Genomic DNA, 13654 nt, shown 5'->3' with positions numbered 1-13654 from the left:
CTACACAGCGTCGCGAATGGTCGGGCAGGACATGCAGCGGCTGCCGCCCCGGCCCCGGCCCAACTCGGCGCCCGGCAGCTCGATCACCTTGATGCCCTCGGCCCGCAGGGCCGCGTTGGTGTCGTCGTTGCGGTCGTAGCCCATGACCACGCCGGGACGCAGGGCAAGCACGTTGTTGCCATCGTTCCACTGCTCGCGCGATTGCTCGAACGGGTCCGAGCCGCCGGTGGGCACCACGTTCAGCTTCTTGAAGCCCATGGCCTCGGCCACCACCTCGAACATCGGCCGGGTGTCATGGCGCATGTCCAGCGGCTTGTCCCCCTCGCCGGGATGCAGGTCATAGCAGGTCATCTCGTCGGCCACCTCCTTGAAGCTGGTGACGATATTGTCGCCGCAGAAGGTGAAGACCGTATCCAGATGCATCGCCGCGCGCGATTTCGGCATCTGGCAGGCGATGACGCGGGTGGCGCGCCCCTCGCCGAACAGCGCCTGCGCCATCAGGCCGACGCCCTGGGGCGAGGTCCGCTCGCCCATCCCGACCAGCACCAGACCATTGCCCACCGGCATCACGTCACCACCCTCCAGCGTGGCCAGCCCGTGGTTCTTCAACGGATCCGCCCAGATCTCGTGGACCTTGCCGGCGAATTTCGGGTGGTACCTGTAGATCGCCGCGGTCAGCAGCGTCTCGGGACGGCGGGCCTGCCAATACATCGGGTTCAGCGTGACACCCCCATACACCCAGGACGAGTTGTCCCGGGTGAACAGGAAGTTGGGCAAGGGCGGCAGGATGAAGCCGTGACGCCCCAGGTAAGCGCCGAACATGCTCGTTGCCTCGAACGGCACATCGCCCACGGTCAGCCCGCCGATCAGCCATGTCGCCAACTCCGTACCGGGCAACTCGTCCATCCAGTCGCGCAGGTCCTTGCGCATCCCGACGCCCACGTCATTGGCCGAAATCCGGTGATCCAGCACCCATTTGCGCGCCTCCGGTATCTCCAGCGTCTCCCCCAGCAGCGCGCCGGTTTCCAGAACCTCGACCCCCTCCTGCGTCATGGCGGCGCCAAAGGCCTCGTGGTCCTGCTTTGCCTGCTTGACCCAGAACACATCGTCGAACAGCAATTCCTCGCAATTCTCCGGCGTCAGCCGCCGATGCGCCAGGCCGGGGCGGCAGATGATCACCTGCCGCAGTGTTCCGGTTTCCGAATGAACGCCAAGCTTGTGAGCGGTCATGTTTCTTCCTTCCAGTCAAAGTATCGCGGCAAGGCTGAGCGCAGCCGAGATGAACACCAGCAAGATCAGCATCAGCGGCCAGATGAAGACGATCCAGCGGTCATAGCCGACCCGCCCGATCGCAAGCCCGCCGATCACCACCGCGAAGGTCGGGTTGATCAGGTTCACCAGCCCGTTGGCGGACTGGTAGGCCGTCACCACCAGGTCGCGCCCGACACCGGCGAAATCGGCCAGCGGCGCGAGGATGGGCATCGACAGGACGGCGAGGCCCGAAGAGGACGGCACGAAGAAGCTCATACCGATCTCGATCCAGAACATCAGGTTGATGAAGGCCAGATCGCCGAGGCCCCCCAGCGATTGCTCGGCGCTGTAGAGGATCGTGTCGGCGATCAGCCCCTGCTCCATGATCACCACGATCCCGCGCGCCAGCCCGACGACCAGCGCCACACCCAGAAGATCCCGCGCCCCGTCGACGAAACTGCCGGTGAGCTTCTTCTCGCCCAGGCGCCCGACGATACCCACGACAATCGCCGCGAACAGGAACAGCGCGCCCATCCGGGCCATCCACCAGCCCTGGCTGGCGACGCCCCAGATCATGACCGCGAAGGTGATCGCGAACAGAACCAGGATGATCTTCTGCGTGCCCGTGAGGCTGTCATTCACGTCGGCGGTCTCGGCATCGGCCAGAAACAGGCGCCGATGGGCGGCGCCCTGTTTCGCCACGACCGAACGCGACGGGTCCTGCTTGACCCGCTTGGAGTAGCGCATGACATAGGCCGCGCAGATCGCCAGCCCGCCCAGCAGGATGATCAGGCGCAGCACGATCCCGTCGGTGAACGGAATGCCCGCCGCATCCGAGGCGATCACCGTCGCAAACGGGTTGATGGTGGAGCCGAGAACGCCGATCCCCGCCCCGATCAGGATGATCGCAACGCCGGTAACCGCGTCGTAGCCCGCGGCAATCATCACCGGGATCAGGATCGCATAGAAGGCCAGCGTTTCCTCGGCCATCCCATAGGTCGTGCCGCCGATGGCAAACAGCGACATCATGATCGGAATCATCCAGATCTCGCGCCCCTTCATGCCTGCCATGGCGGTGCGGATGCCGGTGTCGATCGACCCGGTGGCGTTCACGACCCCCAGGAACCCGCCCAGCAGCAGCACGAAGAGCGCGACGTCAATGGCATTCGCGGCATAGCTGTCGGGGTCGTAGAACCCGGCAATCGGCGCCAGCATCACCTCGACGAAACCTTGCGGGTTGGGTGCCACCTCGGTGTAGGTTCCGGCCACGGCGACCTCGCGGCCGACCTCCTCGTTCATCACGCGCTCGTACTGACCGGCCGGTATGAACCAGGTCAGGGCGGCGACAAGAATGATGAGCCCGAAAAGGATCGTATAGGCGGTCGGGAACCGCGAGGACAGGTCGTGCTCGGGATCTTTCGGCGGTTGCGTTCCGTCGGCCATCAGGAGCCTCCCTTGGTTCGAAAAGTCACGCCCCAGCCTTAGCCCGCCGTCGCCCCCGCGCATTAACCCGCGTTAACCGCGCCCGCCCTACCTGCGCAGTCAGGGCGACCATCGGAGGCCATGTTGACGAAGGTTAATGCAGCCCGGGTCGCGTTAACGATACTGAGGTCGATTCTCCGCTGAACCCTTGAAAGGAAACTCCCATGGCCAGAACTGCAAAACCGCCCGCGAACGACGCGACCGAGACTGCCCTGAACGCCGCGCAGGTTGTCTTTTCTCTCAACCCGGCCTTCAGACCGCAGTCAGAGCATCTGGCCCAGGCCCAGCAGGAGCTCATGAAGGAGGCCGAGAAGTTCTCGTCCGCTTGGTTCAAGCGCCGTCACGAGGCCCTGCATTCCGCGCTGGAAGTGACCTCCCACATCGCCTCCACGGGGATGATGAATCCCGCCGGCGCGATGCAGGCCATGGCCGAATGGCAAACCCGCTCCGCAGCACGGCTGGCCGAGGATGCCCGCGATTGCACCGAATTCATGTCCCAATGCGCGCGCACGATGATCGAACACGAAATCGAGGCCACGGAAGAAGCGGCCGAGAATACCAAGCATGCGATGAGCAAGACGCGCGCCACACCTGTCTGAACCGACCGAAAGGAAAAAGCTCATGGACGAAAAGAAAGCCTACCAGGACAAGTTCCGGGCCCAGCTCGACGAGTGGGAAGCCCAGATCGACCAGCTGCGCGCCAAGTTCCGCGGGGCCAGCGCGGATGCGCGCCTGAAATACATGGAAGAAATGGAGGAACTCAAAGGCCGGCAGGAAAGGGCCGAGGCCCGGCTCGACGCCCTCAACGAAGCCGGGGGCGAGGCATGGAAGGATCTCAGGAAGGGCACCGAAGCCGCCTGGGACGATCTCGAAGCCGCCCTGAAACGCGCCCGATCCCGGTTTTCCTGACCCGTTCGCCGGTGTTCTAGGCCAGGCCCACCGCTGTCGCAGCGGTGGGCTTTTTCATGCGCTGCGCACTCCTTGCCCCAGCCGCTTTTGGCGGCCAGGGATCATGCGCGGATCAGGGTTGCAGGACATAGGCGCCCGGCGCGTCTCGCAGATCGCCCGCACCCTTGCGCCCCATGGGCGGCGGCGGCCCCTCTTCTGGCGCGCCATGCGCCCGCAGCCAGGCGACATGCTCAGGCCACCAGGACCCGTCCTGCACCTGCGTCTGCGCGCGCCAGTCCTCGGGCGGGATGTAATGCTCGGCGTCCGGAAGGGTCCGGATCTGATAGCTGCGGCCCTTGTGCCCCGGTTCGCTGACGATGCCGGCATTGTGCCCGCCCGATGTCAGCACGAAGGTGATGTCGGTATCGGCCAGCAGGTGCAGCTTGTAGACCGACTGCCACGGCGCGACGTGATCGCCCGTGGTCGAGACGCAGAACACCGGCGCCCGGATATCGCTGAGCGCCACCGGCCTGCCGCCGACCCGGTATTGCCCCTGCGCCAGTTGGTTGTCGAGGAACATGCTGCGCAGATACTCGCTGTGCATCCGGTAGGGCATGCGCGTGGCATCCGCGTTCCACGCCATCAGGTCGAACATCGGCTGACGGCGGCCCATCAGGTACTCGTGGACATAGCGCGACCAGATCAGGTCGCGCGACCGCAGAAGCTGGAACGCCCCCGCCATCTGCTTGGTGTCCAGATACCCCTGGTCCCACATCATGTGGTCGAGATAGGACAGCTGGCTCTCGCTGATGAACAGTTGCAACTCGCCGGGGTCTTCGAAATCGGTCTGGGTCGCCAGCAGGCTCAGCGTCTTCAGCCGGTCGTCCCCGTCGCGCGCCATTAGCGCCGCCTTCACCGACAACAGCGTACCGCCCAAGCAGTAGCCGACACCGTGCACACCCGTTTCGGGCACGATCGCACCGATCTCGTCGAGCGCCGTATCGAGCGCGGCCAGATAATCCTCCATGCCCAGATCGCGGTCCCCCGCATCCGGGTTGCGCCACGAGATCATGAAGACGGTGAAGCCCTGCTCCACCAGGTAGCGGACCAGCGAGTTATGCGGCGACAGGTCGAGAATATAGTATTTCATGATCCAGGCCGGCACGATCAGGATGGGCTCGGCCGCAACCGTCTCGGTCTGCGGCGCGTACTGGATCAGCTCGAACAGGTGGCTGCGATGGACGACCTTGCCCGGCGTCACCGCGACCTCGCGCCCGGGCAGGTAGTCTTCCGCGCCCACGGGCGGCTTGCCCGCCAGCGCCCGTTCCATGTCCTCGATCAGGTTCTGGGTCCCCTGCACCAGATTGGCCCCGAAGGTCCGCGTGGTTTCGGCCAGAACCTCCGGGTTGGTCCACAGACCGTTCGCCGGCGACATCATGTCGAGCAGCTGGCGCATGACGAAGGACACCACCTGCTCGTCGCACCGCGACAGACCGTCTATATCGTTGGTGGCGTTGTACCACCACTGCTGGGTCATCAGGAAACTCTGGTAGATCAGGTTATGGGGCCAGCGTTGCCATTCCGGGGCCACGAAACGCTTGTCATAGATCAGCGGATCGATGCAGGGGGCACCGGACTTGCCCAGGGCCATCCGGCTCGCCGCCATTGCCAGCTTCGCCGCCTTGCGCTGCGCCTTGTCGGCCAGTTGCATCTGCTTGCCCGGCGAGGCGGCCAGATGCATCCCCCAATCGAAGAAACTGGAGGTCAGCCCGAAGGGCGAGATACCCTGCGTGAGCCGCGCCAGATGTGCCTTGGTCGCCTGGTCGAGCATCGACAGCCCGTGCCTGTCCGGCTTCTCGGCAGGGCAGAGCGGGCCAAGCTCCGGCGCGACCTCCGGACCGTCGGCGGCCCGTGCCGGGGGTGTCGAGGGTACAGGTGCTGCGACCGGGCCGCCCCGATGGTCCGCGCGCGGATCGATGTCGTCCGTCGGTGCGGAAATGGTCTGCCGTTTTGTCATGTCTTGGGTGCCTCTCAGTTCAGCTTGTCCGCATCGTGATCCGTCCCGGGATGCTGCCTCGGGTCTTGCAGGTCTTCACCCCGAGCAGGAAATAGACCGGACAGACCCCGTAAATCGCCGTCACCGCCAGAATGGCCCCCAGGATCACGCTCAGCCACAGCCCCCATGCGGCCGCATGGATGCCCAAGGTGGTCACCAGGGGCAGAACGATCAGCAGCAGGCCGATGATCCCGCGCAACGCACGGTCGAGACTTCCCATGTTCGCGGTCATTTTCCGACCCCTTGCACGCGTGTCTGCCGACCGATCCCCGCGAAATGCGGCCGGGTCCTCGGCAACGCCCCAGACCTAGCCCCGGCGGGCCAGACGCGCCTTAACACCGGTTAACACCCGCGCGCGCACCGGCCCGGCCCGCGCGGCTCAGCCGCGCTCGGTCGGCTCGCCCGCCATTAGCTCGCTCGCCATCAGCTCGCTCGCGGCGGCGACGATCGCGCGCCGGGTCTCGGGGGTCTGCGCCTCCACCGCGCGGACCAGCGCCCGCAGGTCCCGGCGCATCCCATGAAGCTGGTCCAGCAGCGACAGGATCACCGGCACCGCGTCATCGGGCAGCTCCAGGTCCTGCCGCAGGTCGCAAACCAACCGGATGCGCGCCACGTCGAGATCGTCGAATACCGGGCCGGTTTCGGTTTCGACCGGCTTGACCCAGCCCTCCCGCACCCACAGCCGCAATTCGCGCAACTCCACCCGCGCGACCCGCGCCACGACATCGCGTTCGTCCAGCATCACAATTCCCTCCACAAGCTCGCGCGGGGATCGGGCGCGCCCAGGTCGCGCCAGCGCCGCGCGATATCTTCCATCTCGGCGTCGATCTTCGGGGGCGTGACGATCTTCAGCCGCACGTATTGATCGCCCGCCTCCCCCTTGGCAGGCTTGATGCCCCGGCCCTTCAGGCGCAGGCGCTGCCCCGAGGTGGCACCCCTGGGAATGCCCATCGACACCTTGCCGGACAGCGTGGGCACCTCGACCTTCGCGCCCAGAACGGCCTCGTCGAAGGTGATCGGCACCTCCACCTCGATGTCGTTCTCGTCGCGGGCAAAGACCTTGTGCGGGCGCACTTAGATCTCGACATAGGCGTCGCCCTCCGGGCCGCCGCCGAAACCCGGCTGGCCCTTGCCCCGCAGGCGCAGGGTCTGACCGTCGCGCACGCCCGCCGGGATGGTCAGGTCGATGGCACTCCCGTCCGGCAGGGGCACGGGCCGCTTGGCCCCCATGGCCGCATCCATGAAATCCACCACCAGGCGATAGCGTACATCCGCGCCGCGCGCGGCAAAGCCCTGCGCCCCGCCCCGCGCCTGCCCGCGCCGCCCGAACAGGTCGGAAAACACCCCCGACAGATCCTCGAAATCGCCATACCCCGCGCCGGAGGCATAGCGCCCCTGGGGATCGGCCCCCGCGTGGTCGCGGTAATACTGCCGTTGCGGGCGCTCCTGCCCGCTGGCGTCGATCTCGCCCGCATCGAAGCGCTTGCGCTTCTCCGGGTCGCCCAGCAGGTCGTTGGCCGCCGCAACCGCCTGGAACTGCGCCTCCTTGGTCTTGTCGCCCGGGTGCAGGTCGGGATGCAGCGCCTTGGCCAGCTTGCGATAGGCCTTCTTGATCTCGGCCTGGGTCGCGTCCTTGGCAACGCCAAGCACCTTGTAGGGGTCTTCACTCATTCACCGCGCCTTTGTTTTCTGTCGAAATGTCAACGCTCAATCCACGGGCCAGGTCGCGCAACTCCGCCTCGTCCAGGGTTTCGACCTCCAGCAGGCGGCGCGCGGACGTCTCCAGAATATCCCGATTCTGCGTCAGGATTTCCAGCGCCTCGTCCGACACCTCGCGCAGCACCCCGCGCACGGCGGCGTCCATCGCCTCCGCCGTGGCCTCGGAATAGCTGCGCGCGATATAGCGCGGCGCCTGGCCTTCCAGGAAACTGCTTTGCTGGGTCACGGAGGATCCCTTGAAGGCCATGTTGCAGCACTCGGCCACCACCGCCTCTGCGGCAACGGGGTCGGTCTGCTTGCGCACCGGCACCGACTCGCCGGTCAGCACCGCTTCGTCCACATGCAGGTTGGCGGCCACACTGGTAATATCCCAAGAATAGACCCGTTCTTCAGTCCCGGTAGCCATCGCCGCGATCCATGTTCTTTCATCATGTATCCGATCTACCCCAGACCACGGGCCCGAACGTTTAACGCAGATCAATCGACCCCGGGAAAGCCGCCCTGACCTCTGCCCGCAGAGATATTGATCCGCGTTAATGCCAGAGGCCGCGGTTTGCAGTTGCGAAGCGCCATGGATGCGCAGTCAGACCCGTCATCCCCGAGAAACGGAAACGCGCACTGGCATAAGGAAACCGACCCACGACACCCCCCGTTAAACAGACCAAGACCGACGCCTCTGCGACGCGGCGGGCACTGGGGCCATTCTGGGCGTGGTCGGCATCCTGCTGCTCACTGGCTGGGTGGTCTGCGTTGCTGGGCTGGTGACGCTTCTGGCGCCTTTTGGTGCATGGCGGGCGCGCTGCTGGAGGTGGTGCTGCTGGTGATGGGCGGCGCCCTGAAGGTCGAGCAGACTACCGCACGAAGTGACGCAGGCCTTCACCCGGCGTGGGTGGTCTTTGCTCACCCTCTGCATCATGAAGTTGTGCATGTGCACCTTGTGCCACAGGCCAAGCTGCTGCATCAACAATTCGCGGCGCCTCCCCTCTTCCCGCGCGATCGCCACGAACAATACCCGGGTCCCGATGGCAAACAAATCGCACTTGCACTTGCTGCGCGACGTCAGGCCGAACCCTCAGATCACAGGCCTTCTAATCGTGGCCGCGCTGCTTTGGGCCTTCGCACGGATCACGAATGCCGTGGTCGGCGGCGAAACCCGGGCCTTCGATACGTCTCTGCTGATCGCGCTGCGCAATCCTGCGGACCTCACCGACCCGCTGGGGCCCATCTGGATCGAAGAGCTGGGGCGCGATCTGTCCGCTCTGGGCGGGACGTTCGTGTTGAGCTTCCTGACATTGTCGGTCGCGGGTCTCTTCTGGTTGCAGCGGCGGCGGATCACCTCGGCATTCCTGTTGCTGGCGGTGACCACGGGCGTCGGCCTGAGCCAGCTGCTCAAGGCCGGGTTCGACCGTCCGCGGCCCGATCTCGTGTCGCAGGAAACAGCCATATACACCGCCAGTTTCCCCAGCGGTCACTCGATGATGGCAGCGGTCGTCTACCTGACGTTGGCCGTGCTTGCGGCGCGGACGCTCAAGAGGCGTCGGGAAAAGGGATATGTGGTGTCGCTCGCGATCCTGATCGTCCTCGGCGTCGGGATCAGCCGGGTGTATCTGGGGGTGCATTGGCCCACGGATGTGCTGGCGGCGTGGATCATCGGCGCAGGATGGGCGCTGTTTTGCGGAATCTTTGCGCGGTTTCTGGACCGGGCCGGGCCGCAGGATCGTTCGTCACGCCCGGGGCCCGACACCTGAGGGCCGACCGGCCCGACCGCGCGGCGGCGCTGCCGCCAAGCACCGAAACGATGCGCGGCGACCCTTACTGGCTGAGGTCAGTCCATTTCACCGGCGAAAATCTCCCCGGTCTGGATATTCATGTAGGCTTCCAGCTCGCGATCGCCGGTGGCGATTTCGAATTCCCAGAACAGCCGGTCGTTATCCTCTTCGAGAGACAATTCGACCACCTGCCCGCCAAACATGGCTTCGGCCTGGGCGATCGCGTCCTGCACGGTTCCGCTGGCCTGCTTCGCGGCGGCCAGCCGTTCCTCATCGAACCAGCCAAGCCAAGTGGCCTCGATGGTGTGCTCCTCCAGTTCGATCAGCTCACCACTGCGCGCATCGATGACCGCTTCGTGAATGGTGCCATCGCTGACGATTTCGATTTCGTAGACCAGCGCGCCCAGATCACTGTCCAGTTCCGCCTCGAGGATACCGCCGGGGCGCGCCTCCTGGGCAATCGCGACCGCGCGCGCCATGCCGATGGTTTGTGTCGTTTGCGGCGTCTGGGCCACGGCGGCGGGCACCGCGATGGCATTTGCCACGGCAAGGGTCACTGCAAGAATGGAACGGGCCATGTCGACCTCCTTTTGGAGTTGTACTCGAAGGGTAACGCGCCGGATGTGGAACGGTTCCCGCCGATGCGGCACCGCGGCATCAAATATCCGGGACGGCGCGATCCCGGTCAGCCCCCCCCTGCCCCGCCGCGCATCCTTAACCGGATCGCGCCGGGCCGATCCGCCCGCATCCGGACCGACCGCGTCACAGCAACCATTCGACCGGCAGCGATCCGATCACCCGCAGGGCGATCCGTCTGACCAGGGTCGTGCCGGGCTCGTCATCGGTGCGGATTGCCTTCTCGGCGTCGATCCAGACCGGTTTGCCGCGCTCCAGCTTCACCTGCCAGGCCATGCCGCCCAGCCCCCGGTCGAAGGCCTCGTGCAGTACCTGCGCCATCCTCTCGCTCTCGATCACCAGCCCCATTTCGGTATTGAGCAAGGCCGATCTGGGATCGAAATTGAACGACCCTATGAAAATGCGCGCCCCGTCCACTGCGAAGGTCTTGGCATGCAGGTTCGAACCCGATGAACCCAGCGGGCCCAGCCTGTCGCGCTCGGAGGCCCCGGCCGCCTGGGCGCGCAATTCGAACAGACCGACGCCCACGCGTAACAGGGGCGCGCGGCGTTTGCTGTAACCGGCATGAACCGGCAGCATGTTGGTCGCCTCCAGCGAATTGGTCAGCATGCGGACCGTGACGCCGTTGCGCACCATGGCGGTGAAGGCCGCAACCCCGGCCTCGCCCGGCACGAAATAGGGCGTGACCCCATCGAACCTGTGCTCGATCGGCCCGATTGCATCCAACAGACGCGCGGTAAACCGTTTCGACCGCGGCACACGGTCGAACACCCGGGCCGGATCGTCGCTGATCAGGGTGGCGTTCGTCCAGTCCAGCGCAAGCCCGCCCTTGGCCAGCCTGGACACCAGGTCGGATTGTTCGAGCTGCGCGCGGTAGGTCGCATGACGCGGATCGTTCTCGACCCGGTCGAACTGCGCCGCCATCGCCTCCGGATCCGCGCGACTGTGCAGGATGCGCGCCGCCGAATGGGTGGCGTCGGCATTCCAGTAGCGATCGAAATCGGCCGAGATCTCCGGGACGACCGCGCCCACTGCCAGAACGTCCAGATCCATCTGCAACGGGATTTCGCCGGTCCCGAAATACTCGTCTCCGATGTTGCGCCCGCCCAAAATGCTGACGCGGCCATCGACGGTGAATGCCTTGTTGTGCATCCGGTGGTTCAGCCGGAACAGGTCGAAAGCGTAGGACAGCCGCTTGAACCGACGCAGGACGAAAGGGTTGAACAGCCGCACCTCGATATTCGGATGCGAGTCCAGCGTGGCCAGCATGCCATCGAGATCATGGATGCCGTTATCGTCGAGCAAAAGGCGCACCCGCACACCCCGTTCGGCCGCCCGCCACAGCGCCTGCAGAAACAGATGCCCGGTCATGTCGTTGCGCCAGATGTAGTATTGCGCGTCGATCGACGAAGCGGCCGCGTTGGCGAGCACCATGCGCGCCACATAGGCCTCCATGCCGTCCGATAGCGCGGCGATGCCGCTCTGACCCGGGTGCTGCGCGGCCCGCGTGCTCATCGCTTCGGTCAGCACACCTTCGGCTGCGGGGGGAAGGGCGCGCCCCGTCTTCTGCGGCTCGGGCGTCGGCGCCGGAAAGACCAGCCGAGCGACCAGGACCGCCAACACCAGCGCCCCGACCGCAAACAGCAGAACCCGTATCTCGATCGGAACCATCTAGCAGGCCTCCTCGTGTTCCGGGGCCAGGCGGAACCGCGCCCAGATCGGCCGGTGATCGGAGGCGACCTTCGCGGCCGGATCGCCCACCACCACCGAGTCCATCAGTGTGATGTCATGGCTCATCGCGATCTTGTCCAGCTTCAGCAAGGGCCGCCCGGCAGGGAAGGTCGGCCCGGGACTGTGCGTGCGCAGCCAGTCGGGCAAGGTCTCGAGCCCCTTGCGCTCCCGCCATTCGTTGAAATCGCCCGCGATGATCGTAGGCCGCTGGTCCAGCGCCGCAAGTTGCTCGGCGATATACGCGATCTGCTTGCGCCGGTTGCCCCGCAACAGCCCCAGATGCACACCGACCACCCGTAACGGGCACTGCCTGACGCGGATATCGACCACGACCGCCCCGCGCGGCTCCAGCGCCGGCAGATCGTAGCGCCGGATCCCGTCCACCTTGACAGCGGGGTGTTTGAGCACCGCGATCCCGTGCCAGCCCAGCCCGACCGCATCCGGGGTCAGGTCGATCACGCGAAACGGGCCGATCCGCCCGCGCGGTGCCGGCAGGGCGGCAGGCCGAGGTTGCATGCGGAAATCCGCTTCCTGCAGGACCAGAATATCGGCATCGAGCCCGGTGATCACCTCGATCGTGCGCAACGGGCGTCGGCGCAGATCCCGCCCCAAACCGGCACGAATGTTCCAGCTTGCCAGTGTGAATTCCATCAACAACCGTCCTCCGAGACCTGATCGGTGCCATTGGTAGCATCCTGGCTGACCAAGAGGTATGCCACGAAACGCGCCACCGGACGTTTGGATCCCGCGAAAAACGTCTCCCACGCGGCACGAACCGATCTGCGCGCGCCTATGGTTTCGGGTCCGGCTGGGCCACGGGCTCCGGCTCCGGCTCGGTCCGCGGATCGAGTGCGCTCGCCACCGCAGAGGTGTCGGGCAAGGGCACGTATTTCTCCCGCTCCCCCGCGGCGGGCGGTTTCGCGCCCGTCACGACCCGCAGCAACACGAAACACGCGTAAGCCATGGCCAGCGCCGACTCGAACAGGAAGAACGAGCGGGGCCCGTAAACCGACATCAATGCCGAGGCCAGCAACGGCCCGATGGTCGCCCCGATGGAATAGATCATCAAAAGCCGCCCCGAAGCCGCGACATAGGCCCGGCGGTCCAGCCGGTCGAAAGTCTGCGCAACGCAGAGCGGATAGACAGAGCTGATCGCCCCGCCGAAGGCCAGCGCCATGACGACCAGCACCGCAAGCGGCACCCCCCCATTGGTGATCGCGCCAGAAAGAAGGCCCCAGGACAGCCCCACGGCCAGCAGGATGCAGGCCATGACGATACGCCGGTCGAACCGGTCCGCCAGCATGCCCACGGGCACCTGTGCGGCCAGCCCGCCGATGACCACGGTGCTCATGAACAACGCCGCCTCGGTGACGCCGAGGCCGATCTGCCGGGCGAACACCATGGCCAGGGCATAGAAGGATCCGACCAGAATGCCGGCCACGCTGGCACCCACGACACCGACCTTCGACGCGGCATACAGGTCCCCCACCCCCAGGCTGCGCACCTCGCGCAGGTCAGGCTCGCCCAGGCGGGTCATCGCGACGGGAACCAGTGACAAGCCGATCAGGGCCGCGGCGATCATCAGGTGATCGTCACCGTTGACGGGCGCGACGTTCACCAGGGTCTGACCCAGCGCAATCGCGAGATAGAAGGCCAGCATGTAATAGCCCAGAACGCGCCCGCGGGTGGCGTTACTACTGCGTTCGTTGAGCCAGCTTTCGATGGTTGTCGTCATGCCCGCGATGCAGAACCCGTTGATCACCCTCAGGAGCACCCAGGCCGCGGGGTTGAAGAAGAACGCATACGCCAGGCAAACAGTCGAGGTCAGCGCCGCGAAGGCCGCGAAGGCGCGGATGTGACCGATGCGTAGAATGACCCGCTTGGCCCGAAATCCCCCCAATGCGAGCCCGAGGTAATAAGCCGCCATGATCGCCCCGGTCAGAGCGACGGGATACTCCGCCGCCTCCATGCGCAGGGGCAGCACGACACCCAACAGACCGTTCCCGGCCATCAGCGCGACCGTGGCCGTCAATAGCGACCGCACTGGCGCGAGAAGGTCTCTCAGTCTCGCAGGGTTGGCATGAAAGGGAATTTTCGACCTCCAACGGACACAAGGTGGCGC

General features: G+C 65.7%; 15 protein-coding genes. 3 read left to right on the top strand and 12 right to left on the bottom strand.

Annotated elements, in window-relative coordinates; genetic code table 11:
• Together DSHI_RS02210 and DSHI_RS02205 are read right to left on the bottom strand one after the other, a co-directional pair.
• Complete coding sequence (locus DSHI_RS02210; RefSeq protein WP_012177110.1) at positions 1-1230, bottom strand: arginine deiminase; 1230 nt, start codon at positions 1228-1230, stop codon at positions 1-3.
• Positions 1231-1245: 15 nt separating this feature from the next.
• The gene (locus DSHI_RS02205; protein WP_012177109.1) at positions 1246-2694 is read right to left on the bottom strand and encodes a YfcC family protein; all 1449 of its coding nucleotides are present in this window, start codon (positions 2692-2694) and stop codon (positions 1246-1248) included.
• Positions 2695-2897: 203 nt separating this feature from the next.
• Between DSHI_RS02205 and DSHI_RS02200 the strand changes: the two genes are divergently transcribed.
• The gene (locus tag DSHI_RS02200; RefSeq protein ID WP_012177108.1) at positions 2898-3332 is read left to right on the top strand and encodes a hypothetical protein; all 435 of its coding nucleotides are present in this window, start codon (positions 2898-2900) and stop codon (positions 3330-3332) included.
• A gap of 22 nt (positions 3333-3354) precedes the next feature.
• Complete coding sequence (locus tag DSHI_RS02195; protein WP_012177107.1) at positions 3355-3642, top strand: sll1863 family stress response protein; 288 nt, start codon at positions 3355-3357, stop codon at positions 3640-3642.
• 112 nt (positions 3643-3754) lie between these two features.
• Here the strand turns inward: DSHI_RS02195 and DSHI_RS02190 are convergent, their stop codons facing one another.
• From DSHI_RS02190 to DSHI_RS02170, 6 genes are all read right to left on the bottom strand, one after another.
• Entirely contained in the window at positions 3755-5638 is a 1884-nt protein-coding gene (locus DSHI_RS02190; protein ID WP_012177106.1) for a PHA/PHB synthase family protein, read from the bottom strand.
• 19 nt (positions 5639-5657) lie between these two features.
• Positions 5658-5909: a YgaP family membrane protein gene (locus DSHI_RS02185; protein WP_012177105.1), complete on the bottom strand. Its 252-nt coding sequence runs from the start codon at positions 5907-5909 to the stop codon at positions 5658-5660.
• 147 nt (positions 5910-6056) lie between these two features.
• Positions 6057-6419, bottom strand: coding sequence for a chaperone modulator CbpM (locus DSHI_RS02180; RefSeq protein WP_012177104.1), 363 nt, complete (start codon positions 6417-6419; stop codon positions 6057-6059).
• Positions 6419-6751 (bottom strand): DnaJ C-terminal domain-containing protein, encoded by a 333-nt coding sequence (locus tag DSHI_RS23045; RefSeq protein ID WP_340214066.1) that lies wholly within the window; start codon positions 6749-6751, stop codon positions 6419-6421. Before DSHI_RS23045 ends, DSHI_RS02180 begins: the two co-directional genes overlap by 1 nt.
• Complete coding sequence (locus DSHI_RS23040) at positions 6752-7348, bottom strand: DnaJ domain-containing protein (protein ID WP_340214067.1); 597 nt, start codon at positions 7346-7348, stop codon at positions 6752-6754.
• On the bottom strand, positions 7341-7802 hold the full coding sequence (locus DSHI_RS02170; RefSeq protein WP_012177103.1) for a P-type ATPase actuator domain-containing protein: 462 nt from the start codon (positions 7800-7802) through the stop codon (positions 7341-7343). The genes DSHI_RS23040 and DSHI_RS02170 overlap by 8 nt, the downstream gene beginning before the upstream one ends.
• A gap of 688 nt (positions 7803-8490) precedes the next feature.
• On the opposite strand from DSHI_RS02170, the gene DSHI_RS02160 reads away from it, so the two are divergent.
• The gene (locus DSHI_RS02160) at positions 8491-9144 is read left to right on the top strand and encodes a phosphatase PAP2 family protein (protein WP_157865196.1); all 654 of its coding nucleotides are present in this window, start codon (positions 8491-8493) and stop codon (positions 9142-9144) included.
• Positions 9145-9221: 77 nt separating this feature from the next.
• Here DSHI_RS02160 and DSHI_RS02155 read toward each other — a convergent pair whose 3' ends face one another.
• The 4 genes from DSHI_RS02155 to DSHI_RS02140 form a co-directional block, all read right to left on the bottom strand.
• On the bottom strand, positions 9222-9743 hold the full coding sequence (locus tag DSHI_RS02155) for a PepSY domain-containing protein (protein WP_012177101.1): 522 nt from the start codon (positions 9741-9743) through the stop codon (positions 9222-9224).
• A 184-nt stretch (positions 9744-9927) separates the two neighbouring features.
• Entirely contained in the window at positions 9928-11472 is a 1545-nt protein-coding gene (locus DSHI_RS02150) for a phospholipase D family protein (protein ID WP_012177100.1), read from the bottom strand.
• Entirely contained in the window at positions 11473-12183 is a 711-nt protein-coding gene (locus DSHI_RS02145) for an endonuclease/exonuclease/phosphatase family protein (protein ID WP_012177099.1), read from the bottom strand.
• Between the two features lie 139 nt (positions 12184-12322).
• Entirely contained in the window at positions 12323-13576 is a 1254-nt protein-coding gene (locus DSHI_RS02140; protein ID WP_012177098.1) for an MFS transporter, read from the bottom strand.
• Between the last annotated feature and the right edge of the window lie 78 nt (positions 13577-13654).

Source organism: Dinoroseobacter shibae DFL 12 = DSM 16493 (assembly GCF_000018145.1).
GTDB classification, from domain to species: Bacteria; Pseudomonadota; Alphaproteobacteria; order Rhodobacterales; family Rhodobacteraceae; genus Dinoroseobacter; species Dinoroseobacter shibae.
The sequence above is the reverse complement of the archived record's forward strand: the minus strand, read 5'-3'. Positions and strand labels throughout refer to the sequence as shown.